Origin of the sequence: Solirhodobacter olei (genome assembly GCF_004010155.1) — a bacterium.
GTDB classification, from domain to species: domain Bacteria; phylum Pseudomonadota; class Alphaproteobacteria; order Rhodobacterales; family Rhodobacteraceae; genus Solirhodobacter; species Solirhodobacter olei.
The window spans coordinates 88,744-110,823 of record NZ_RRYH01000011.1 but is presented as its reverse complement, the minus strand read 5'-3'; the positions used below and the strand labels follow the sequence as shown (position 1 = coordinate 110,823).

Genomic DNA, 22,080 nt, shown 5'->3' with positions numbered 1-22,080 from the left:
GGGTCAGAAGCCTCTTGCATCACGGGCGGCAACCAAAGAAGTTCGACATGATCGTAGACCGGCCTTTCATCGTGGACCTCTTCTACCAGCGTGAGGCCGATCCGATGGTCGACCCAGGCGGCGACCTCGACCCCAAACGGCATGAACGGGGTCTGGGGATGCGGCCCGTACGCCCCCTCGCTCGCCAGCGCGAGGTCACCCCCGCTGAAGGCGAGCCCAAGAGCCGCCTTCGCCATGGCCGCCTCCTCGACGCTGCCCTCCCGGGCAACCTCTCCCGTGAATGTGCCGAGGGCATCGGTGTCGATCCCCTCGGGCACGGCCAGCTCAACGCCAAGGCGCCCGGCAAGGATCGGGCCAAAGGCCGCTTCCTTGCCGTGCATGGTGGCAAGCACGGCAACGCGCCCGCCATAGGCCCCCCGGGTCATGCGGCCCGGACGGCGGCGGCAGGCGTGGTCCCCACTGCCGCGGTCCAGCCGCCCGGCCCGAAGCGCGCGGCGATCCGCCCCTCGGCATCCATGGCGTGCAGCGACAGCCAACCGTTGTCGAAGAGCGCCTTGACCTGCGGGTGCCGTTCGAGAACGCCCGAGATCGCGGCCTTCGGAGCCTCGACCACGACGGCCAGCCGCACCGGGTCATGGCGCAGGTGCGTGCCATCGTGCAGCGACTGCCACGGCAGCCCGGGCCGCAGATTGCCGCCATTGCCCTCGACCACTCCGATCCCGCCCGTGACGTTGTGGAGCAGCTTGTTGCCCGCGCCGAAGACCTCGGGTGCAACCGCCGAGCCGTGGTACTGCAGCGCGATCCAGCTGGCGACCACAACCGGTGCGGTCAGGATCAGCTCCAGGACCTTGAAGCCCTCGTCCGCTTGCCAGTCATAGCTGTGCAGGAACGCGCGCCCGCCCAGATCCCGGCCCAGCGTCCGCCCGCGCGGGGCGGCGATGAAGGCGCGGCATCCGGCCAGCCCCCACTCGGGCCGCAGCTCCGACCAGTCCCGGCCCCGTGCGGGCAGATCACTGCCCGTTCCGGCGCGCGGCAGGGTCGCCGCCCGCGCGGCGCGGGCGGTCGCGCCGGCCCGTTCCAGAACCTGGCGCAGATCGGCCAGACCCGGCGGGGGCAACGCGTCGAGATCGTCCTCGAACAGCGTCACCCGGTCGCTGACCGTGTCGTGCAGCCCGGCGACGAAGCGGGTATCATCGGGGATCTCGATGCCCACCTGGCGCAGCCCGTCGCGCACCTCACGGTCGTTCAGTAGCCCCGCGAGCAGCCTGGCGTTCACGTCGCCGGCATGCCCGCCGCACGCCCCGCATTGAAGGGCGCTCGCGTGCGGTGCGTTGGTAACATGGGCACCGTGCCCCGCGATCAGGACGAGGGGCGCAAAACCCTTGGTCAGGGACATTGCGCGCAGGACCTGCGCCGCCGCCGCGACACGCGCGTCCAGAGGCAGGTCGAGCCGGGGCGCCGGATCCGGCGCGGCCAGCGCTCCAAAGCCCATTGCCGACTTGGCAAGCTTGCCAAGGTATCCCGGCCCTGCCGCCTCGACGAAGGCGAAGGAGGCCACGGCCGCCAACTTGAACCGACCCCAGGCCCGGGCCGCCCGCCGTTTCAGCCGTATGGCCTCCTCCGCCGCGCCGGGCGCCCCCGCGCAGGAGGAGAGGCCGGGGGACAGGAGCAACGGCCCCCGGGCCTCGACCACGTCAGATGCATGGGCCCTGTGATGCACGGCAAGCCCGAAGAACCCGGCAAACCCGATGGTCTCGACGCCCGGATCGGCGGCCTCGAGGGCCCGCCGGAAAGGTTCAGAGCGGACATCGATGCAGAAGGCCGCCTGGATCGAGGGGCGTGTGGTGGCGTGCGAGGCGACGCCCGGGGTCTCGAGCATCTCCGAAAGCAGACGCTCCTCGGCCCGGTCAGCCGCCTCCTGAAGCGCCAGATCGATGTGCAGGGCGGCATCCGGTTCCAGCGGCGCGGCCCAACGGGTCAGTGCCTCCGTCCAGGCCGCGCCCACCCGGTCACCGAAGGAGGTCAGAAGCGCACCCTCCCAGGTCAGCCGGATCAGCAGCAGCTCGAAGGCGGTGGCGTCGCGGTCCCCGTCGCGCTCGGCCTGCCAGCCAAGACCGCGCGCATATTGCGCCCAGCCCCCCAGCGTGACCAGCAACCGCTGCAGGTAGAGCGGTGCCGCCCCGCTTGTCAGGCCGAGCAGCCCGCAGAGATCGGCAAAGGCCACGCGCGGATTGTCCGGAAGCCCGGCCACGAAGCTGCAGAAACCTTCAAGGCCATTCAGCCCCGGCGTCAGATCACGCTGCGCGAAGGCCTGCCACGAGTGCCACGGCGACCCCGAAAGCGCGGGCCAGAGCGCCTGCCCCCGATCGAACCGTGCGGCAGCCCAGAGGCCGATCCGCTCCTCGATGAAGGCGGGCCAGTCGGTCCCGTTCGCCGCCTTGGCGAGGTCGGCCAGCGTCGGATCGGGCGCAAGGGCCGGGGCGGGCGTCGCGACGGCGTTCCTCAGCGCGGCCACCGGGACCCCGCTGCGGGCTGCCGCCTCAGACAGATCGGCCCCGGTGATTCGGCCCTCGGCGATCCACTCGGCCAGGGCGGTCCGCGCCGGGGTCAGCCGCGCGCCGGAGGTCCGCGCAAGGCGCGCGGCAGCGGTCTCCCGCTTCTCCGCGGCCTGTCCGAGGAACGGATTCACCGCGACGGTCGCCTCAAGCGGAAAGTAGGGTGGGATCTGCCGGATCGCATCCTCGGCGGCGGCGAAGAGGGCGAGCGTTTCGCCCGGGAAATGAAAGCTGTGATAGGTCATCTGCTTATCCTTTCGAAAGCGCCCGTGTCACCCGGTCGGTCATTGCATCGAGGTAGAGGCCGTTCATCAGGTGCACCCGCAGACCCGCCGCCGCCGGATGCGCGGCCCAGAGCGGAAAGGTCGCCTGCGCCACCGCCGCCAGCCCGAAGCCCACGATCGACAGGCCCATCACCACCCAGGTGAGCGGGTCTGGCGCGGGCGGCGGCGGCAGGGTGCCCGCGGCCAGCGCGTTGGCCCCGGCGTGAAAGGCGAAGTAGGCCAGTGTCGCCGCCGCCGACATCGCCGTCGTGCGCCAGGTCAGCGGCCACGGGGCGGCATCGGCCAGGCCTTGGGCGATCAGATAGGCGATCCCGAAGATTAGGATCGCGCCCAGGGCAACCGCCTGGGGCGCCATGTGGCCGATCCCGAAGACCGCGCCGACAATCGCGTAGACCGCCAGTGCCAATGTGAAGGCGCGCGCCACCGCGCGCCCATTCGGCACGGCAACGGGACCGGGACGCCGGATCGCCGCCACCGCTTCGACCGCGCTTCCGGAAGACAGGAAGGCATGTGCCTTGTAAAGCGAGTGCGCCACGATATGCAGAAGCGCGAGCGGGAACAGCGCAAGCCCGCATTGCAGCACCATGAAGCCCATCTGCGCGCAGGTGGACCACGCCAGCGACGTCTTCACCGTTGGCTGGGTGGTGGCCACGGCAGCAGCGACCAGAGCGCTGATACTGCCGATCAGGGCCAGCACCGTCAGCACGACCGGTGCGGCCAGCATCACGTCGGCGAAGCGGATCAGCAGGAACCCGCCTGCATTCACCACTCCCGCGTGCAGCAGGGCCGAAACCGGGGTCGGAGCTTCCATGACCTCGGTCAGCCAGCCGTGGGTCGGGATCAGTGCCGACTTGAACACCGCCGCCACGGCCAGCAGCACCGCGACCAGCCACACGTCCCCGGGGATCTGGCCTGCGTGGACCGCCGCCGTGATCGACGCGATATCCGTCGTCCCGAAGCTGCGGATGAGCAGGACGACCGCCCCAAGAAGCGCCGCGCTCGCGACCAGCCCGCTCAGAGACTTCTTGCGGGCGGCGCGCCGGGCACGGGGCCGGTCCGGATAAAACAGCAGGAGCCGGTTCAGCGCCGCGCCGACGCCGACCCAGGCAACCAGAAGCTGGATGAGGTTCCCCGCGACCACCAGGGCCAGGACGGCGGCGAGCGTCAGGCTCATCCAGCCCATGAAGGCCCCCTGCCGCGCCTCGCCGTCAAGCGCCACGCGCGAGAACCGCAGCGCCACCCAGCCGACGAACCCCACGGTGAGCGCCAGCGCCACGCTGACGATGTCGAGCCGTGCCGAAAGACCGACCCCGGCCAGGCCGACCAACACAGAGGTCGATGCGCCCTCTGTTGCGAGGTGAACCGCTGCGGCCAGCGTCGCCGCAAGATGGGCCAGTATCGCGATCTCGGGTAGGCGTAGGCGCATTCCGGCGCGCGGCCCGGGCCGGACAAGCAGGACAAGGCCGGCAAGCGCGACCAGTATGGGTCCAGAAAGCAGGAGTTGGGACATTGCAGAACCTCCGGTTGCGATCGCCCCCGGATAGCTGCGCTGCGGCATTTGTAAAAATACATTGTTATTCACGTATCGTTCTATAATAGAGAACGATGTCCGAGATGAACTACCATCATCTGCGCTACTTCCGAGAGGTCGCCCGTGACGGCAACCTGACCCGGGCTGCGGAGCGTTTGAACGTCTCTCAATCCGCGCTTTCGAGCCAGATCCGCACTCTTGAGGACCGCCTTGGCCAGAAGTTGTTCGATCGGCGGGGGCGCCAGCTGGTGCTTACCGAAGTCGGGCATATAGCGCTCGACTACGCCGACCGGATCTTCGGCGCGGGCGAGGAACTGCTGTCTGTCTTGCGCCAGTCGGGCGTTGGAAAACAGGTGCTGCGAGTAGGTGCGCCATCGACCCTGTCGCGGAACTTCCAGCTGAGTTTCCTTGCGCCGATCATCGGTGCGCAGGATGTCGAGATCGTTCTGCGCTCCGGCAGCGCGCCGGTCCTGATCGAGGCGCTTCAATCGCTGTCGCTCGACGTGGTGCTGACGACCGAACCGCCCGCCCGCGATGTCTTCTCCGCCTTCGTCGCACATAGGGTCTCGGCCCAGAAGGTATGGCTGCACGGCACACCCCAGAGGATGCGTCACGCCACGCTGGTCGATACGCTGCGCGAGGAGCCAGTGATCCTGCCCACCGACAGCTCGATCCGCACGGGTTTCGACAGCCTTGTGGCGCGGTTGGGCTTGCGCCCGCGCGTGGCAGCCGAAGTCGACGACATGGCAATGATCCGTCTTCTTGCGCGGGAGGATGCGGGGCTGGCCATTACCCCCGCGGTCGTGTTGGCCGACGAGTTGCGGGACGGGCTTCTGGTCACCGCGCCCTTCGATCTGGACATCGTCGAGGATTTCTATGCGGTCACCCTTCAGAGACGGTTCCCAAATGCAGTTCTGGAGCGGGTTTTGGCGACGACGAGCGCGGCGGGCGCTGCAAAGCCGCCGCGCTGACGTCGGGTACGGGCAAGTGCAAAACGACCTTCTTGATGACGAAACGTCGTCGTGCGAAGCGTCGCAGACCCGGGATAGCCGCCGGCCCGGTGACAGGCCTTCCGCCATCAACCGTGAACCGCCGGGATGAAGGCGCTATCTGGGGCACCCCATGACAGACGACATCCGTGGGCCAACGGATTGACAACGCCTATGATCTTCAGGCCCGCCGCGTTCGAAATCTGGCTGCGCGGGATATCGGGAGAGTGTATGGGTTTAGAACCACCGTCTGCCGGCACGTCTGCCAATGAGATCCTCGCGCTGCTGGTTGGCAGACCGATTTGAAATGTCACATGGGGTGACGCTGCAATGACCGGAACGCCTCTGGCTGTTCTCGCCTCGGGATTTCTCATGGGATGGTCGGTCGCCTGGCCTCCCGGCCCGATCAACACCGAAATCGCGCGGCGGTGCCTCGCCCGGGGGTTCTGGGCGGGCTTCGGCCTTATCCTTGGCGCCTGTTCGGGCGACGCGCTCTGGGCTCTGCTGGTCGCCCTCGGCGTGGGGCTGGTCTTCACGGGGCCGACCGCTCAGATGGTCATGGGTATTCTCTCCATTGGGCTTCTGGCGATGTTGATGGTCACCTTCCTGCGCAGGGCCTGGAAGGCGTGGCGCGGCATCGGGGCGGGCGGAACCGATCCCCGATTCGACAGCGCTAAGGCCAGCTACATGCTGGGCGCGACCATGGCGCTGACGAGCCCGTGGAACGTCACGTTCTGGCTCGCCGCCGTCGGGCGCCCTGGAATGACCGACCTCGGTCTGCCGTTTCTGATGCTTACCGTCGTCGCGATCATTGCTGGCGCGGCAACCTGGGGTCTTGTGTGGTCGGGCACCGTTGTGATTGCGCATCGGCGCGTGGGTACGGGCGGGCGTTTGGGCGCCGTCCTGATGAATGGCGCCACGGCGCTATTGATGCTGTGGTTCATCATCGGGGCCGTGACAAAGCTATGGGGCTGAACACCGCAATCTTCGACGGTTTGGTCGATTAGACAGTCGAGCAGGATCGGTCCGGACATCGAACAAACCCTGCCCGTCTGCGATGGCAAACCCCGTGCCCGAGGTTTGCCGGAAGTCGTGGGACGCGCGCAGATCAGTAGCCGACCGTGAAGCGCTGGCGGATATGCTTTGGCCCCTCGAGTTCGTCGACAAGGGCGATGGCGTAGTCCTCGTAGGAAATCGACGATCCCTCCGCAGTGGTCAGCAGCGTGTCCTTGCCAAGGCGGAACGTGCCGGTCCGCTCACCCGGCACGAACATCGCCGAGGGTGAAAGGAACGTCCATTCCAGATCATTTATGCCTCGCAGCAGGTCGAGCGCAGCGGCGCCGCTGGTGGCCTCTTCCTTGTAGGCCTCGGGGAACTCGGGCTGATCGAGCAGGCGCTTGCCGGGTGCGACCTCGAGGCTCGCGGCGCCGCCGACGACCAGCCAGCGGCGGACTGCGGCCTGGCGTAGGGCATCCACCAGTGCGGCAAAGTCCGTTCCGACGAAGCGGGTCGCGCTGATGACCGCATCATGCCCCGCGATGATCCCCGCCAGCGACGCCGCGTTGTTCGCATCCCCTTTCGCAGCCGTCACGCCCGGCAGCGCGGGGATGTTCTCCGGGTGGCGGGCTATGGCGGTGACCTTGTGCCCGCGATCCGAAAGTTCCTTGAGCAGGCGCGTCCCGACGTTGCCGGATGCGCCGATGAGAGCGATTTTTGCCATTGTAAACCTCATGGTCTTAATTTCATACCTAGTCAATAAGATTGACCATTAGGGTCAGGTAGGCTACACGACATCGGCCCGCAAGAAGTCATTTTCATCTGATCTGGTCACATCGGGCTGACCCGCACCACTTGCAGGAGGCCCCATGTCAGACGGCGCAGCGTCCCCCAGTTCGTATGTTTTCGAACAGCCCTGCCCGATCCGCAACGTGCTTGACCGGATCGGCGATCAGTGGAGCCTGCTTGTCCTGCAGTCGCTGGAGGGCGGCACCCGGCGGTTCAACGAACTGTCCAGGGAGATTGGCGATATCTCCAAGCAGATGCTGTCACGCACGCTGAAACACCTGGAGCAGGACGGCTTCATCAGGCGCACGGTCTATGCCGAGGTGCCTCCGCGCGTGGAATACAACCTGACCGGCCTGGGCCGCTCCTTCCTCGTTCCGATGAGGGATCTCGTGACCTGGGCGGATGAAAATCACCGGACGATCTGCGCGGCGCGGGACGAGTACACCGCCAGACGCGCAGGGGCCTGACGCAAGCAGGGGCGCGAGGGGAAACGTCGGGGCGACCCGGATGGCCCCGGGACCGGATCCTCAGGGGTCAGGGTCCCCTACGGTGGAGCCCTCCGCGGCTACTGACCGGCGCCAATCTGGTTTCCGGACATCGGCATCATGTTGATGTCGAGATTGTACATCACCCAGATCGAGCCGGAGATCGCGATCACGACCAGCACCACCGTGAAGATCGCGGCGAGGATATTCCAGCCGCCCTCGGATCGGGTGTTGAGGTGCAGGAAATAGATCATGTGAACGCCGATCTGGATAAGCGCCATGGCCAGGATCAGCACCGCAGTCGCCAACGGGCCGGTCGCACGGCTCACCACCAGCCAGAACGGGATTGCGGTCAGGATCACCGACAGGACAAAGCCGGTCAGATAGCCCCGGACCGTGCCATGGGCGCCGAATTCCTCGTGCGTGTCGGGGTTCGCATCATGGCTCATTGGATCATCCCCAGCAGATAGACCACGGTGAAGACGCCGATCCAGATGACGTCGAGGAAGTGCCAGAACATCGACAGGCACATCAGCCGGCGCCGGTTGGCGGCGTTCAGCCCCTTGCGCGAGACCTGGGCCATCAGGGTGAACATCCAGATGATGCCGATGGTCACATGGGTGCCGTGGGTGCCGACCAGCGTGAAGAAGGACGAAAGGAACGCACTGCGCTCGGGGGTCGCGCCCTCGGCGATCATGCCAGCGAATTCGTGCAGCTCGATCCCGACGAAGGCCATGCCGAAAAGCGCGGTGACGAGAAGCCAGCCAAGCGTGCCGCCCGTCCGGCCGTTCTGCATCGAGATCATCGCGAAGCCGTAGGTGATCGACGAGCAGAGCAGCATCGTCGTGTTAAGGGCCAGCAGCGTGATGTCGAACACGTCCTTCGGGCCCGGTCCGCCGTCGTAATGCCGGCCGAGCACTGCGAAGCAGGCAAACAGCATCGCGAAGATGAGCGTGTCGCTCATGATGTAGATCCAGAACCCCAGCATCGTGTTGGAGCCCTCGGGATGCTCGTGCTCCTCGGCGCGGTAGAAGGTCTCGGCGCCGCCGCCGGCGTGATCCACCGCACTCATGCCGGTATCCCTGCACTGGCGAGCAGGCGGCTTCGATCTTCCTCGGTCCGGGTCACCTCCTCGGCCGGGATGTGGAAGCTGCGGTCGTAGTTGAACGAATGGGTGATGACCGTGGCGAAGAGGGCAAGCCCGCTGAGGATCACCAGCCACCAGATCTGCCAGACCATGGCGAAGCCGAACACGGTGCCGAGGGCGCCGATCACCACGCCGGTCGCGGTATTCTTCGGCATGTGGATCGCGTTGAAGCCCGCCTCCGGCCGGACGTAGCCGCGGTTCTTCATGTCGTGCCAGGCATCGACCTCATGCACCACAGGGGTGAAGGCGAAGTTGTAGGCCGGCGCGGGCGAGGCCGTCGACCATTCGAGCGTCCGGCCGTTCCAGGGGTCGCCCGTCGTGTCGCGCAGCCGTTCGCGGTCGCGAATCGAGACGTAGAACTGGATCAGCATGCACGCGATGCCGAGCGCGATCAGGAAGGCGCCGAAGGCCGCGATCTCGAACCAGGGCCGCGCGGCAGGGTTGGAGATGTGCTGAAGCCGCCGCGTCACCCCCATGAATCCCAGCACGTAAAGCGGCATGAACGCGATGTAGAAGCCCACCACCCAAAGCCAGAACGAGCGGACCCCCCATTTCCGGTCCAGCCGGAAGCCCAGGGCCTTCGGCCACCAGTAGGTGATGCCGGCAAACATCCCGAACAGAACGCCGCCGATGATGACGTTGTGGAAATGGGCCACCAGGAACAGCGAGTTGTGCAGCACGAAATCGGCCGGCGGCACGGCGAGCATCACCCCGGTCATGCCCCCGATGACGAAGGTCAGCATGAAGGCCAGCGTCCACATCATCGGCAGTTCGTAGCGGATTCGGCCACGGTACATGGTGAAGAGCCAGTTGAAGATCTTCGCCCCGGTCGGGATCGAGATGATCATCGTCGTGATGGCGAAGAAGGAGTTGACGTCCGCGCCCGCGCCCATTGTGAAGAAGTGGTGAAGCCAGACCAGATAGGCGAGGATGGTGATCACGATCGTCGCGTAGACCATCGAGGTGTAGCCAAAGAGCCGTTTGGCGGAAAAGGTCGCCACCACCTCGGAAAAGACGCCGAAGGCGGGCAGGATCAGGATGTAGACCTCCGGGTGGCCCCAGATCCAGATCAGGTTGACGTACATCATCATGTCGCCGCCACCGTCGTTGGTGAAGAAATGCATCCCCGCGACGCGGTCAAGCGCGAGCAGCGCCAGCACCGCCGTCAGCACCGGGAAGGCGGCAACGATCAGGATGTTGGTGCAGAAGGCGGTCCAGACGAAGACCGGCATCTTCATCATCGTCATGCCCGGCGCGCGCATCTTGATGATGGTGACGACGAAGTTGATGCCCGACAGCAGAGTGCCGACGCCCGCGACCTGCAGCCCCCAGATGAAATAGTCCACCCCTACATCGGGACTCTGCTTGAACTCGGACAGCGGCGGCATGGCCAGCCATCCGGCCCGCGAGTAGTTGCCGATGAAGAGCGAAAGCATGGTGATCACCACGCCGGCGGTGGTCAGCCAGAAGCTCGCGTTGTTGAGGTACGGGAACGCCACGTCGCGCGCGCCGATCTGTAGCGGCACGACGACGTTCATAAGACCGACAACCATCGGCATGGCGACGAAGAAGATCATGATGACGCCATGGGCGCTGAAGACCTGGTTGAAATGGTCCGGCGGCAGGTAGCCGTAATGCCCCGGCCCGACCGACAGCGCCTGCTGCGCGCGCATCATGATCGCGTCGGAAAAGCCCCGGATCAGCATGATGAAGGCCAGCACGAAATACATGATGCCGATCTTCTTGTGGTCGACCGACGTGAACCAGTCGCGCCACAGCGTTCCCCAGAGCCGGAAGTAGGTGATCGCGCCCACCACCACGACCCCGCCGATGGCGACCGCGATGAAGGTGACGACGACGATCGTCTCGTGCAGCGGCAGCGATTGGAGCGAAAGGCGCCCGAAGATCGGGCTGTAGGTCTCGTCGGCGAAGGGTAGTTTCATCGTCACACCTTCCGGAAGATCAGTTGCCGGTGCCCGTTTCCTGCTTTGTCTTCTGCGTCGCCCCGTCGCCCGTTCCCTGCCGCGTCATCATGGTGCGGATGCAGGTCTGCCCGGGGCGGACGCAGCGGTTCACGACCGCGGTGAAAAGGCCATCTTCAGCCGCACCGAAATAGGTCACCGGCACGGCCTCGCTCGGCGCTTCGAGCTTGAGGTATTCGGCGCGGGTAAGATGGGTCTTGCCTGCCCGTGCCTTGGCGATCCACTTGTCGAAATCGGCCGGCGAGGTGGCGTGGAAAGTGAAGGTCATCCCCGAGAAGCCGAGACCGCTGAGATTGGCCGAGAATCCCTGATAGTCGCCGCGCTTGTTGGCGACTGCGTAAAGCGTCGTCTGCATCCCGGGCATGGCGTAGATCTGCCCGGCGATGGCGGGGACGAAGAAGGAGTTCATCACGTTCTGCGCGGTGATCGAGAAGCGGATCGGCCGGTCAACCGGGGCAGCCATCTCGTTCAGCGAGGCGACTCCGTATTGCGGATAGATGAACAGCCATTTCCAGTCGAGCGCGACCACCTGCACGTCGATCGGGGCCTCCGACGGCGGGCCGGGTCGTGCCGCGTCTATCCGGTCGAGCGGGCGGTAGGGATCGAGAAGGTGCGTCCCTGTCCACGTCACCGCGCCGAGGAAGATGATGATCAGCAGCGGTGCCGCCCAGATCACCAGTTCGAGTGACGTCGAATGGTGCCAGTCGGGGTCGTAATCCGCATCTTTGTTCGACTCGCGGTACCGCCAGGCGAAGTAGATCGTCAGCCCCATTACCGGCAGGATGATGATGAGCATCAGCACGGTGGCGATGATGATCTCGTCGCGCTGCCGGATGGCGATGTCGCCCGAGGGATTGAACACCACCGCGTTGCATCCGCTCAGGGCCAGAAGCCCTAGCGTTGCGACTATGTTCCGCGCCGAGCGTCGCATGGGTTTGTGCACGTCGCGCTGTCCCCTGCTCCACCGCCTTTGCTGGCGCGGGCCGGATGGACCAATGCACGGATATGAAAGGATCCGTGATCCATCCCGGCCGCAGCGCTGTGGGCGGCTCGATTAGGCTACCGTAACTATCCGTACAAAATAAAGACTTGCGAGTCACGTTTTGTTGGCCCACCCTTTGAGGATACGGCACCAACCGGGACGCTGAACCATGTCGTCAGCAACTGCGCCCGCCTCGGGGGCCGGGGCAAAGGGCACGCGCCAGCCGCATGCGGCCGGGTCGGAGCACGAAATATCGCCGGGCGAGATCGCCATAGGCGTTATCCTCGGCCGGACATCCGAATTCTTCGACTACTTCGTTTACGCCATCGCGGCCGTGCTAGTCTTTCCCAGGCTGGTCTTTCCCTACGCCGATCCGGTCGTGGCGATGCTCTATTCGTTCGCGATCTTCTCGCTGGCCTTCATCGCGCGGCCGGTTGGTTCCGTCATATTCATGAGGATCGACCGCCGTCACGGGCGGACGACGAAGCTTACGATCTCGCTGGTGCTGCTGGGCACGATGACCGTCGTTCTGGGCTTCCTGCCCGGCTACAACGAGGTGGGCGTTCTTTCGGTCCTGATTTTGTCTCTGGCGCGGATCGGGCAGGGCCTTGCGCTTGGCGGTGTGTGGGACGGGCTGGCGTCGCTTCTCTCGCTCAATGCGCCCGCGAATCGCCGGGGGTGGTACGCGATGATCCCGCAGCTCGGTGCGCCGCTGGGGCTGATCGTGGCGAGCCTGCTGTTCGCCTATTTCCGGGCGACGCTGTCGAATTCTGACTTCTTCGCCTGGGGCTGGCGCTATCCGTTCTTCGTTGCCTTCGCGATCAACGTCGTGGCTCTGTTCGCGCGGCTCAGGATGATCAGCACGCCGCAGTTCGAGCGGCTGTTCAAGAGCAAGGATCTCCAGCCCTCGCCGACCCTTCAGACCGTGCGGATCGAGGGCAAAAGCATCCTGATCGGTGCATTCGCGCCGCTGGCGAGCTTCGCGCTCTTTCACATGGTCACCGTGTTCCCGCTGTCCTGGGTGGTGCTGGAAACAAACGACTCACCGACTCACTTCCTGATTGCCGAGAGCATCGCGGCCGCGCTTGGCGTAGTGGCGATCGTGATTTCTGGCGTGCTGGCAGACCGATACGGGCGGCGGGTACTCCTGAGCATCTCCGCCGGGGCGATCGCCGCCTTCTCCGGCTTCGCACCGCAGCTTCTTGCCGGGGGCGAGGCGGGAGAGTTGGCCTATGTCGTGGTCGGCTTCCTGATCCTGGGGCTGTCATTCGGGCAGTCCTCCGGTGTGGTGGCATCAAATTTCGACACCCAGCGGCGCTATACCAGCTCGGCCCTCACCTCCGACATTTCCTGGCTGATCGGGGCCGGGTTCGCGCCCTTCGTGGCGCTCTACCTCGCCACCGCCTTCGGGCTGCCGGCGGCGGGCGGGTATCTGCTCTCCGGCGCGGTCGTGACGCTGGTGGCGCTGGCGGCCAACCAGACGCTTGCAGGCAAGACCTGATCCCGACTCACCGGCATTGTCAGCGAGGCCGGTCGCTCAGGTGACCGAGCTCTCGTGCTGCCTGTTTCTCATGATCTGGTGCAATCCTGGCCAAGCGGCCGATCCGAGTTCGGGATCACTGAACCCGATGATGGACGACCGCAATTGGCGCGCGATGCGGACGTCCGGCGAAAAAAGCGTGGACCAAGCCTGCGGCAGAATTCAACCGCGCAAGTTTGGCCGGATATGCCGGATAATTGGCCAATCGGCCCTAACCCGTTCTGCAATCATGTCTCCGTCAAGGGGAAGGGATTGCCATGACCGAACGGACCACCAATGGCGGGATCACGCGGAACGCGATCATCCTGCTGCTTTGCAACATGCTCTTCATCTGCTCTATCTCGATCGATCTTGCACTGACCGGGATCGTCGGCTCGAAACTGTCGCCCGTGCCGTGGCTCGCCACCTTGCCCTTCGCCCTGATCACCGTGGGCACGGCGCTCACGACCTGGGGCGCATCCGGCCTCATGTCCCGCATGGGCCGGCGGGCCGGGTTCATGAGCGGGACCGCGATGGGTACGCTGGGCGGATTGATCTCGGTCTGGTCCGTGCTGAACGTGCATTTCTGGAGCTTCTGCCTCGGGACCATGATGGTCGGGATCTGGCAGGCGTTTTCGCAATACTACCGGCTGGCGGCCGCCGACAACGTGGCGGATGCAAGCAAGCCCCGGATGATCTCCTGGGTGCTGGCCGGCGGGCTGGGGGCCGCCCTCGCCGGTCCGGCCCTCGCGAACTGGAGCCGGGGCTGGCTACACGATCCCTACTTCGCCGGTGCCTATCTGGCCGTCGCCGTACTCGCGGCGATCTCGCTGATCCTGCTGCTGCTCTATCGTGACGATGCGGACCTGCGGACTGCCACCAGCGGTACGCCCGTCCCCTTCGCTGACCTCCTGTCCCGCCCCGACTATCGGGCGGCGCTGGCCAGCTCGGTCACCAGTGGGGTCGTGATGATGTTCCTGATGACGGCCGCCCCCATTGCCGCGCTGAAGGCCGGGCTTGGCGTGGCGGCGAGCACCAGCGTCATCCAGTGGCACCTCCTTGGCATGTACGGCCCGTCGCTCTTCACGGGGATGCTGATCGGGAGATTCGGACTCGGCCGGGTGCTGCAGACGGGCATCGCGATCATGCTGGCCTGCGTGTTCATCGCGGTCGGCGCACAGACCGACCTCGGCTTTCACGCCGCCCTGCTGGCCCTCGGTCTCGGTTGGAATTTCATGTTCATCTCGGGGACGACGCTCCTCGCCCGATCCCATGCGCCGCACGAGCGCGCCCGAGCTCAGGGGTTTGCGGAGTTCCTGCGCTACGGCGGCACCGCCCTCGGGGCCCTCATGGCCGGCCCGCTTCTGGAGATATTCGGCTGGTCCGCCCTCAACCTCGCCGTATTGCCTTTGCTCCTGCTCGCGAGCTGGGTCACCTTCGGCTGGCACAAACGGCAGGCGGTGCTCTCGTGACGGATCCGACCCGACCCCATCTCGTCGTCTTCCTGATCTCCGAAGGCGTGAACATGATCGACCTCGCCGGGCCGATGCAGGCCTTCGCAAGCTGCAACGTAGAGGCGCGGGAGCCGCGATACGAGATCGTCACCGCCTCGGCCGCCGGCGGCCCGGTCAGCTCGGCCCCGGGCCTGGCCCTGCCGACGGTGTGCATCGAAACGATCGACCCGGATGCGATCGACACCCTGATCGTGCCGGGCGGCAGCCGCAGCGGCAGGCCACCAGATGACGGGCGCTCGGTCGCCTGGCTCGCCGCGAACGGCGGTCGGGTGAAGCGGCTCTGCTCGGTCTGCACCGGGGCGTTCCTGCTTGGCGCGGCAGGCTTCCTGTCGGGACGGCGCGCGACCACGCATTGGCGCTGGACGGCAGAGCTGCAGCGCTGCTGCCCCGATGCAAGGATCGAGCTTGACCCGATCTACGTCGAGGATCGCGGGGTCTGGACCTCCGCGGGTGTCAGCTCCGGCATCGACCTCGCCCTGGCGCTGATCTCGCGCGATCAGGGGCGGGCCCTTGCCATGGCGGTGGCCCGCAGTCTGGTCGTTTACATGACCCGGTCGGGCGGGCAGGCCCAGTTCAGCGTGCCGCTTGAGGCGCAGGCGGCGGCCGATGGCGCCTTTGCCGAACTCGATGCCTGGATCCTGGCAAATCTTGCGTCCCCGCTTGACGTGCCGGCCCTGGCCACCCGCATTGGCATGTCCGAGCGCAATTTCCGCCGCCGATACCGAGAGGCTACCGGACGAAGCCCGGGACAGGCGGTGGAAGTCTTCCGGCTGGAGGCTGCGTCCCAGGCCCTCAGCAGCGGCAGCCGCTCGATCAAGCAGATCGCTCGCATGGTCGGCTGCGAGACAGAGGGCAACCTGCTGCGGCTTTTTCGCCGGCACTACGGCATTACGCCAAGCGAGTTTCGAAAGCGTTTTTCCCAGGGCGACGAAGTTCCGGCTGCGACATTGCCAAGCGGGCATTCCGCTTTGCCTACCTGCTGACCCTGAACGCGTCACTTTCTCCGTCCATCAGTTCGGTGGGCCAGATCCGGCGGATAGTCTCGGCCGGGTAGACGTCGGCATATCGCTGTATCGAGGCCAGAAGCGCCTCGCAAAGCGCCATGCCGCAGACGAAAAGACTTTCGCGGAACCGCGTCAGGCTTGGCGACAGATAGGGGGATTGCGGGCTCTCCCTTCCGCCCCGGCGAAGCCCTCAGCCGGCCGCAGATCGCGACGGCGTAGCGCCGCCCGCTGGATCGTGCTTAGTGTCGCAAATGGGTCATTGGAGGAGGAATGAACCGATGCGCAATTTCTTTATTAATTCCCTTGAGAAAGTCGTAAACGTCTTCGTCGTCATTGCCGCGATCGGTATTGTGATCGCCGCCGTGGTCATGGTCGCCGGTGGTGGCGACGTCGGCCCTTCTGTCGGTGCCCGGATTGCTGCCGCTCTCGCCGTTCTGGTCGGTGGCGGGCTTTATCTGATCGTCATCGGCGGCCTTCTGTATATGGGTATTGGAATCTACCAAAATACCAAACGAACGGCCGACGCTCTCGAAAATCAGGCAAACCGCTGAGCCGTCCATTGCAAGGGCCAAGGATGTCCGCCCCCGGCCCGTGACCGGCCATTGGGGGGAGGCATCGCCGACGGTCCCGCCGCGGGGCGGCGAAGGGTATCCCGGCAGGGCTGACCGGATGAGCAGGGTCCATGTCATTGGCCTCGATTAAGGCTCTGAACCGGCCTGGGGCGCGCCCGCTCGGCCGGAGGGCGCGCCGGGTGGGTTTTGCCGGCCACGATCCGGCCCTCGCACGTTGACATTCTCCTCCCCGCGGTCGCACAGAACGGGGGAAAGACTTGCTTGAAGGGAGGACACCAATGACTTCGACCAACCGCCGCGCCGTTCTGGCCGGCCTTGGCGCCGCTTCGGCCGCGCCGTTCCTGCTGCCGCGCCGGGTGCTGGCGGCCGCCGAAAAGCTCAACGTCGGGATCCTCACGCTGACCTCCCACGCCCCCGCGCTGATCGCCGAGGCGAAGGGCTACTTCAAGGAGCAGGGCTTCGACGTCAAATTCGTCACCTTCCAGTCCGCGCAGGCACTGGCCGTGGGCATCGCCTCGCGCGACGTCGACTTCGGCATGACCGCGATCTCCGGCGGGCTGGTCAGCCTGTCGCAGAAGGGCGCGATCAAGATCATCGGCGGCGCGCTGCAGGAACACGCGGGCATCGAGGGTCAGAAGATCCTCGCCTCGAAGAAGGCCTATGACGCCGGGCTTAAGACGCCCGCCGACATCAAGGGCCACAGCTTCGGGCTGACCACGGCGGGCTCGTCGTTCAATTACATGGCCGACATGATCGCCAGGAAGTCGGGCTTCCCAGCCACCGACATCCGCTTCGTGCCGCTGCAGAAGGTTCCGGCGATCATCGCCTCGCTCAAATCCGGCCAGATCGATGCGTGGTCGATCGTCCCCAACATCGCCGATGCGCTGACCAAGGGCGGCGACGTGGTGGAGATCGGCAAGATCTCCGACTTCATCCCCGACTATCAGGTGACCACCGTCTTCACCTCGGCCGAGAATGCCGACAAGAAACCGGAGGTGGTGAAGCGCTACCTCGCCGCGCTCTCCAAGGGGATCGACGATTACAACACCGCGCTGGTCTACAAGAAGGCGGATGCCGCGGAAGTGGCCGAGATCGTGAAGATCGTCCACAAGTACGTCTATTCCGCCATGCCGCTCGCCAAGGCCGGCCCGCGCATCACCCATGGCGCAATGCTGATCAACCCGGGTGCGGCGATCTCCATGGCCTCGGTCAAGTCGCAGCTCGAATGGCTGCAGGGCGCGAACATGGCGCCGAAGAGCGTGACCATGGCTCAGCTGGTCAAGACCGGCTACGTCAAGGAACTTTAAGACCAACCGCCGGGGGCCTTGCCCGGCCCCCGGCCTTGCGGACCGACCGATGCGCATCATCCTCGACCACCTGAGCCATTCCTACGCCGACACCGAGGTGCTGCGCGACGTCTCCTTCGACCTGCGGGCGGGACAGATCGTCTCCATCGTCGGCCCCTCCGGCTGCGGGAAATCCACGCTGCTCCGGATGATCGGCGGGCTGGAGCAACCCACCTCTGGCCGCGTCCTGATTTCCAGCGCGGCGCCCGAGGGCAGCCTCAACCCGCTGACCTACATCTTCCAGGATTTCGCGCTCCTGCCCTGGCGGACGGTGGAAGGGAACATCTCGCTTGTCCTCGAGGACCACGGCATCACCGGCGCGGCCGCGCGCGAGGTGATCTCGGACGTGCTTTCCCGCACCAAGCTTTCCGATTTCCGCCGGGCCTGGCCGCGCCAGCTTTCCGGCGGCATGAAGCAGCGCGTGGCGATCGCCCGCGCGCTTGCGGTCCGCCCCGCCGTGATGCTGATGGACGAGCCGCTCTCCGCCCTCGACAGCCAGACGCGGGAGCTTCTGATGGACGACCTCGTAGAGCTCTGGACGCGCACGCCCTTCTCCGCCGCCTATGTGACCCACAATCTGGCCGAAGCGGTGCGCCTGGGCCATCGCATCGTCGTCCTCAGCCGCCGCCCCGGCCGCATCCGCGAGGTGGTGGAGATCGACATGCCGCTTGCCGAACGCGCCGACCGGATGGCCGAGCTCGAGCCGCTGCAGCGCGGCCTGTGGGAGATGATGCGCGACGAGGCCGCCGCCGCCGACCGGGAGCTGGCCCATGCCTGACAGCCGCTCCCCCGACGCCCTGTCGGCCGAGATCGAGATCCCGGCCGATGCCCGCCCGGTGCCCTTCCGCGGCGGCGGTTTCCACCATCGCCGGCATCCGTTCCTCGCGCCCGTCGTGCTGCTGGTTCTGCTGGCGCTCTGGCAGGCGGGCTCCTCCACCGGCTTCATCAGTCCGATCGCCATGCCCGCGCCAAAGGACGTGTTCGGTGCCTTCCGCGACCTGATCACCACCGGCGCACTCTGGACCAACCTTTCCGTCAGCCTCTACCGGCTGCTGGTTGGCTGGCTTCTGGGCGCGGCACTGGGCATTGCCGTGGGGTTGATGATCGGGCTGTTCAGCCAGGCTCGGGCCTCGGCGCTGCCCATCGTCTCGGCGCTCTTCCCGGTGCCGAAGATCGCGCTTCTGCCGCTCTTCATCATCTGGTTCGGCATCGGCGAGGGCTCGAAGGTCGCCACCATCCTCTTCGGCACCTTCTTCCCCACGGTGATCTCCACCTATGCCGGTGTGGATGCGGTCGACCGCGCTCTTATCCGGATGGGGCAGAGCTTCGGGCTGAAATGGTCTTCCATCGTGCGCAAGATCATCCTGCCCGGCGCGATGCCGGGGATCCTCTCGGGCTTCCGGATCTCGTTTTCCATCGCCATCGTGCTGCTGGTCGCGGCCGAGATGATCGGCGCCCAGCACGGCATCGGCGCCTATATCCTGATGGCGGGCTCGATCTTCAACCTGGGCGAGCTCTTCGCCGGGGTCATCATCCTCTCCGCCATCGGCCTTGTCGGCAGCTGGCTGATCGGGCTGGCCGAGAAGCGCCTGCTGGACTGGCGCGCCTGAGCTAGGCCCGCCAGGGCAGCGCGCCCTCCGGCAGCCTGAGCCACCCTGCCAGAAGGTTCAGCAGCGCCATGAGGCCGACGGTCACCGCCACGGTGACCATCGCCATGGCGGCGGCCAGCGTGGTGTAGCCCGAATCCTCGTAGTTGAAGATCGTCGTGCCCACCGTCTCCGTCCCGTTCGACCACAGAAGGGCAGAGACGGTAACCTCGTTATAGGCGGTCAGGAACACGATAATCGCGCCCGAAAGCGCGGCGGGAGAGACCATCGGGAACAGGATCCGCCGGAACCGCTGCCCGAAGCCCGCCCCCGCCACCCGCGCGGCGGCGTCGAGCGCCTCGTCAAGCTGCGCCACAGCCGCGCCCACCGGCTTCAGCGCGATAGCGAAGAAGGCGGCGAGGTAGGCGAGGTAGATGATTGCCAGCGTGTTGTAGAGGCTCAGATGCACCAGCGGCAGCGGCCGCAGGAAAGCCAGGATGAAGGCGATCGAGATCACCACCCCCGGCACCGCATAGCTGATCTCTCCCAGCGCGACGATCCCGGTGACGAGCCGCCGCACCCCGGGCCGGGCGGGCCCGAAGAGAAACGCCGAAAGCGCGACCGCGGCCAGCGCCAGCGTCACCGCCGCCCCGCCTGCGGCCAGCGCCGAATTGGCGAAGGCGCGCAGCGTCACCTGCTGGCGCAGCAGCACCTCGGCGTAATTGGCCAGCGTCGCCGTCTTCAGCGTCAGCGCCGCCCCATAGGTGGGCACCAGCGAGGTCGCGAAGAGCGCCGAGACCGGCACCACCACCGTCACCGCGACATAGGCCGCGAGAGCCGCCTCCACCCAGGGCCGCGCCCGGCCGAGGTGCAGCCGGATCGGTCGGCGCGCGCGGCTGGTCAGCCGGGCCCCGGCGCGGCGTTGCAGCGCCATCTGCACCAGCACCGCGGCGATGGCGACCACGCCCAGCAGGAAGGAGAGAAGCGCAACCTCGCCCAGCATCCCCGGCCCGAAGGCGGCCAGCTGACGCCAGATCAGCACCGGCAGCGTGATATAGCGCGCCGGGATCCCCAGTAGCGCCGGTATGCCGAAATTCCCCAGTGTAGAGACGACCGCCAGCGCATAGGCCGCGATCAGCGCCGGTCCGGCGGCCGGCAGTAGCACGCGACGCAGGGCGCGGTAGGGGGAGGCGCCGGCGATCCGCGCGGCCTCCACCAGCTCGCCGGGGATCTGCTTTAGCGCCGCGAGCATTACCAGAAAAACAAGGGGAGCGTGCTGGATCGTCAGCAGCACCAGGATCCCGCCCAGCGAATAAAGCGGGTTCGGCGTGCCGATCGGCGGGGCGAGGCCGAGGCTGCCGAGCAGCGGGCTCCCCGGCCCGGTCGCCTGCAGCCAGGCGATCGCGGTGACATGCTGGGGGATCATCATCGGCAGGATCAGCAGGAAGATGAAGGCGCCCCTGGCGCGGATGTCGCTGAGGCAGAGGACGGCTGCCAGGGTCGCCCCGATCACCAGCGCGAACGCGCCCGAGCCGCCCGCCGTCACCAGGCTGTGGACCGTCGCGCGGCGCACGCCGGGGTCGGCCAGAACCGCCATCACCCTGCTACCCGCGCCTGTCCCGTCCGCGGAGAACAGCCCCTGCCGGGCGACAAGCAGAAGCGGCAGGGCCAGAAGCCCCGCCGCCATCGCCGTGAGGGCGGCCAGCGTCAGCCGCTCGCCGCCCCGCATCCGTGCCGCCATGGGATCAGCCGCCGGAGATATCCGCGAATTTCTTCAGGTTCGCGGCATTGTCCTTCAGCGCCTTCGCCGGGTCGAAGGCCATCAGCTTGATCTGGTCGCGCGGCGGGAAACCCGCGGGCTCCGCCACCGCCGGATCGGCCGGAATATAGCCCATGTCGGCGGCGAGCTTCTGACCCTTCGCGGACAGGAGGAAGCTGACGAAGGCCTTGGCGGCGGGCACGTTCTTCGCCGTCTTCAGGATCGCCACCGGCTCGGTCACCGCGGTCAGCCCCTCCTTCGGGGCGACGAAGGCCACCGGCGCGCCCTTGGCCTTGCCGCGCACCGGCAGGTAATCGACCACGAAGCCGTAAAGCTTCTCGCCACTCGCCACGGCCTTGTAGACGCCGCCGTTGCCGCCCTGCGCCACCGCGCCCTGATCGGCAAGGCCCTTGTAGTAATCCCACCCCAGCGCCGGATTGGCGGTGATCGCATCAAGCTGGATCGCCGCCGCGCCGGAATTCAGCGGCGAGGGCATGGCAATCTCGCCCTTCGCCTCGGGCTTCAGCAGGTCCGTGTAGGAGGTGGGCTTCATCTTGGCATGGGTGTTGTAGACGATGCCCGTCGTGATCAGCTTGGTCGAGAAGAACATGTGATCGGGGTCCATCAGCGCCGGATCGAAGCGCGACACGTTCGCCTCGGGGTCCGCCATGAGCCGCCCGTCCTCTTTCAGCCGCTCCATCGAGACCATGTCCGCGATCAGCAGCACGTCGGGCTGCGGGTCGCCCGCGGCGAACTCGGCCTCGATCTTGGCCATCATCTGGGTGGTGCCGCCGCGCACCCATCTCACCTTCACCTGCGGAAAAGCAGCCTCGAAGGCGTTGACGGTCTTCTGCGCATCGGCGCTGGGCTGCGAGGTGTAGAGGGTGAGGGTCCCCCCCACGTCGGCCTGAGCCGCGAGCGCGGAGAGGGCGAGGGCGGTGACAGCGGTGAACATGCGCAACATCGGGAAGGCTCCTGTCTGCGAGAACGGTCCCCCGCGGGCTATCCCAGCCGGTTAACAGGTTGATGACGGCGCGGGC

General features: G+C 66.4%; 19 protein-coding genes and 1 pseudogene. 10 read left to right on the top strand and 10 right to left on the bottom strand.

Annotated features, from left to right (window positions below):
• From EIP85_RS09675 to EIP85_RS09665, 3 genes and pseudogenes are all read right to left on the bottom strand, one after another.
• Positions 1–392: pseudogene (locus tag EIP85_RS09675) on the bottom strand (DUF6671 family protein); the annotation flags it as partial.
• Between the two features lie 29 nt (positions 393–421).
• The gene (locus EIP85_RS09670) at positions 422–2,800 is read right to left on the bottom strand and encodes a YbcC family protein (RefSeq protein WP_127901976.1); all 2,379 of its coding nucleotides are present in this window, start codon (positions 2,798–2,800) and stop codon (positions 422–424) included.
• Between the two features lie 4 nt (positions 2,801–2,804).
• On the bottom strand, positions 2,805–4,349 hold the full coding sequence (locus EIP85_RS09665; RefSeq protein WP_127901975.1) for a proton-conducting transporter transmembrane domain-containing protein: 1,545 nt from the start codon (positions 4,347–4,349) through the stop codon (positions 2,805–2,807).
• Positions 4,350–4,453: 104 nt separating this feature from the next.
• On the opposite strand from EIP85_RS09665, the gene EIP85_RS09660 reads away from it, so the two are divergent.
• Both EIP85_RS09660 and EIP85_RS09655 read left to right on the top strand, forming a co-directional pair.
• Positions 4,454–5,341 carry a LysR family transcriptional regulator gene (locus EIP85_RS09660; protein ID WP_338325346.1) on the top strand — a complete coding sequence of 296 codons (888 nt, stop codon included), beginning with the start codon at positions 4,454–4,456 and terminating at the stop codon, positions 5,339–5,341.
• 348 nt (positions 5,342–5,689) lie between these two features.
• Positions 5,690–6,334 carry a LysE family translocator gene (locus EIP85_RS09655; protein WP_127901973.1) on the top strand — a complete coding sequence of 215 codons (645 nt, stop codon included), beginning with the start codon at positions 5,690–5,692 and terminating at the stop codon, positions 6,332–6,334.
• 133 nt (positions 6,335–6,467) lie between these two features.
• Here the strand turns inward: EIP85_RS09655 and EIP85_RS09650 are convergent, their stop codons facing one another.
• A complete protein-coding gene (locus EIP85_RS09650; protein ID WP_127901972.1) occupies positions 6,468–7,079 on the bottom strand; it encodes an NAD(P)-dependent oxidoreductase in 612 nt (203 codons plus the stop codon).
• Between the two features lie 145 nt (positions 7,080–7,224).
• Between EIP85_RS09650 and EIP85_RS09645 the strand changes: the two genes are divergently transcribed.
• Positions 7,225–7,611 (top strand): winged helix-turn-helix transcriptional regulator, encoded by a 387-nt coding sequence (locus EIP85_RS09645; RefSeq protein ID WP_127901971.1) that lies wholly within the window; start codon positions 7,225–7,227, stop codon positions 7,609–7,611.
• A gap of 98 nt (positions 7,612–7,709) precedes the next feature.
• Here EIP85_RS09645 and cyoD read toward each other — a convergent pair whose 3' ends face one another.
• Genes cyoD through cyoA form a run of 4 tightly spaced genes read right to left on the bottom strand, consistent with a single transcriptional unit; the run spans position 7,710 to position 11,701 of the window.
• Positions 7,710–8,078, bottom strand: a complete 369-nt coding sequence (cyoD, locus tag EIP85_RS09640) for a cytochrome o ubiquinol oxidase subunit IV (RefSeq protein WP_127901970.1) — start codon at positions 8,076–8,078, stop codon at positions 7,710–7,712.
• The gene (gene cyoC, locus EIP85_RS09635; protein ID WP_127901969.1) at positions 8,075–8,701 is read right to left on the bottom strand and encodes a cytochrome o ubiquinol oxidase subunit III; all 627 of its coding nucleotides are present in this window, start codon (positions 8,699–8,701) and stop codon (positions 8,075–8,077) included. Before cyoC ends, cyoD begins: the two co-directional genes overlap by 4 nt.
• Complete coding sequence (gene cyoB / locus EIP85_RS09630) at positions 8,698–10,719, bottom strand: cytochrome o ubiquinol oxidase subunit I (protein ID WP_127901968.1); 2,022 nt, start codon at positions 10,717–10,719, stop codon at positions 8,698–8,700. Before cyoB ends, cyoC begins: the two co-directional genes overlap by 4 nt.
• 19 nt (positions 10,720–10,738) lie before the next feature.
• Entirely contained in the window at positions 10,739–11,701 is a 963-nt protein-coding gene (gene cyoA, locus EIP85_RS09625; RefSeq protein WP_241559943.1) for a ubiquinol oxidase subunit II, read from the bottom strand.
• A gap of 208 nt (positions 11,702–11,909) precedes the next feature.
• Between cyoA and EIP85_RS09620 the strand changes: the two genes are divergently transcribed.
• The 7 genes from EIP85_RS09620 (at position 11,910) to EIP85_RS09590 (ending at position 19,305) form a co-directional block, all read left to right on the top strand.
• Positions 11,910–13,241: an MFS transporter gene (locus EIP85_RS09620; protein ID WP_127901967.1), complete on the top strand. Its 1,332-nt coding sequence runs from the start codon at positions 11,910–11,912 to the stop codon at positions 13,239–13,241.
• A gap of 296 nt (positions 13,242–13,537) precedes the next feature.
• On the top strand, positions 13,538–14,731 hold the full coding sequence (locus EIP85_RS09615) for an MFS transporter (RefSeq protein WP_127901966.1): 1,194 nt from the start codon (positions 13,538–13,540) through the stop codon (positions 14,729–14,731).
• Positions 14,728–15,756 (top strand): GlxA family transcriptional regulator, encoded by a 1,029-nt coding sequence (locus EIP85_RS09610; RefSeq protein ID WP_206615493.1) that lies wholly within the window; start codon positions 14,728–14,730, stop codon positions 15,754–15,756. Before EIP85_RS09615 ends, EIP85_RS09610 begins: the two co-directional genes overlap by 4 nt.
• A 299-nt stretch (positions 15,757–16,055) precedes the next feature.
• A complete protein-coding gene (locus EIP85_RS09605) occupies positions 16,056–16,328 on the top strand; it encodes a hypothetical protein (protein ID WP_127901965.1) in 273 nt (90 codons plus the stop codon).
• 299 nt (positions 16,329–16,627) lie between these two features.
• Positions 16,628–17,656, top strand: coding sequence for an ABC transporter substrate-binding protein (locus EIP85_RS09600; RefSeq protein ID WP_127901964.1), 1,029 nt, complete (start codon positions 16,628–16,630; stop codon positions 17,654–17,656).
• A gap of 49 nt (positions 17,657–17,705) precedes the next feature.
• The gene (locus EIP85_RS09595) at positions 17,706–18,473 is read left to right on the top strand and encodes an ABC transporter ATP-binding protein (protein ID WP_127901963.1); all 768 of its coding nucleotides are present in this window, start codon (positions 17,706–17,708) and stop codon (positions 18,471–18,473) included.
• Positions 18,466–19,305 (top strand): ABC transporter permease, encoded by an 840-nt coding sequence (locus tag EIP85_RS09590; RefSeq protein ID WP_127901962.1) that lies wholly within the window; start codon positions 18,466–18,468, stop codon positions 19,303–19,305. Before EIP85_RS09595 ends, EIP85_RS09590 begins: the two co-directional genes overlap by 8 nt.
• Position 19,306: 1 nt before the next feature.
• On the opposite strand, the gene EIP85_RS09585 is transcribed toward EIP85_RS09590, so the two are convergent.
• Entirely contained in the window at positions 19,307–21,022 is a 1,716-nt protein-coding gene (locus tag EIP85_RS09585; RefSeq protein ID WP_127901961.1) for an ABC transporter permease, read from the bottom strand.
• Positions 21,023–21,026: 4 nt separating this feature from the next.
• Positions 21,027–22,004, bottom strand: a complete 978-nt coding sequence (locus EIP85_RS09580; protein WP_127901960.1) for an ABC transporter substrate-binding protein — start codon at positions 22,002–22,004, stop codon at positions 21,027–21,029.
• Between the last annotated feature and the right edge of the window lie 76 nt (positions 22,005–22,080).

Excerpts from the sequence above, each read along its gene's own strand:
- EIP85_RS09670 (WP_127901976.1), bottom strand. The coding sequence starts at position 2,800 with ATGACCTATCACAGCTTTCATTTCCCGGGCGAAACGCTCGCCCTCTTC.
- EIP85_RS09665 (WP_127901975.1), bottom strand. The coding sequence starts at position 4,349 with ATGTCCCAACTCCTGCTTTCTGGACCCATACTGGTCGCGCTTGCCGGC.
- EIP85_RS09660 (WP_338325346.1), top strand. The coding sequence starts at position 4,454 with ATGAACTACCATCATCTGCGCTACTTCCGAGAGGTCGCCCGTGACGGC.
- EIP85_RS09655 (WP_127901973.1), top strand. The coding sequence starts at position 5,690 with ATGACCGGAACGCCTCTGGCTGTTCTCGCCTCGGGATTTCTCATGGGA.
- EIP85_RS09650 (WP_127901972.1), bottom strand. The coding sequence starts at position 7,079 with ATGGCAAAAATCGCTCTCATCGGCGCATCCGGCAACGTCGGGACGCGC.
- EIP85_RS09645 (WP_127901971.1), top strand. The coding sequence starts at position 7,225 with ATGTCAGACGGCGCAGCGTCCCCCAGTTCGTATGTTTTCGAACAGCCC.
- cyoD (WP_127901970.1), bottom strand. The coding sequence starts at position 8,078 with ATGAGCCATGATGCGAACCCCGACACGCACGAGGAATTCGGCGCCCAT.
- cyoC (WP_127901969.1), bottom strand. The coding sequence starts at position 8,701 with ATGAGTGCGGTGGATCACGCCGGCGGCGGCGCCGAGACCTTCTACCGC.
- cyoB (WP_127901968.1), bottom strand. The coding sequence starts at position 10,719 with ATGAAACTACCCTTCGCCGACGAGACCTACAGCCCGATCTTCGGGCGC.
- EIP85_RS09620 (WP_127901967.1), top strand. The coding sequence starts at position 11,910 with ATGTCGTCAGCAACTGCGCCCGCCTCGGGGGCCGGGGCAAAGGGCACG.
- EIP85_RS09615 (WP_127901966.1), top strand. The coding sequence starts at position 13,538 with ATGACCGAACGGACCACCAATGGCGGGATCACGCGGAACGCGATCATC.
- EIP85_RS09605 (WP_127901965.1), top strand. The coding sequence starts at position 16,056 with ATGCGCAATTTCTTTATTAATTCCCTTGAGAAAGTCGTAAACGTCTTC.
- EIP85_RS09600 (WP_127901964.1), top strand. The coding sequence starts at position 16,628 with ATGACTTCGACCAACCGCCGCGCCGTTCTGGCCGGCCTTGGCGCCGCT.
- EIP85_RS09595 (WP_127901963.1), top strand. The coding sequence starts at position 17,706 with ATGCGCATCATCCTCGACCACCTGAGCCATTCCTACGCCGACACCGAG.
- EIP85_RS09590 (WP_127901962.1), top strand. The coding sequence starts at position 18,466 with ATGCCTGACAGCCGCTCCCCCGACGCCCTGTCGGCCGAGATCGAGATC.
- EIP85_RS09585 (WP_127901961.1), bottom strand. The coding sequence starts at position 21,022 with ATGGCGGCACGGATGCGGGGCGGCGAGCGGCTGACGCTGGCCGCCCTC.
- EIP85_RS09580 (WP_127901960.1), bottom strand. The coding sequence starts at position 22,004 with ATGTTGCGCATGTTCACCGCTGTCACCGCCCTCGCCCTCTCCGCGCTC.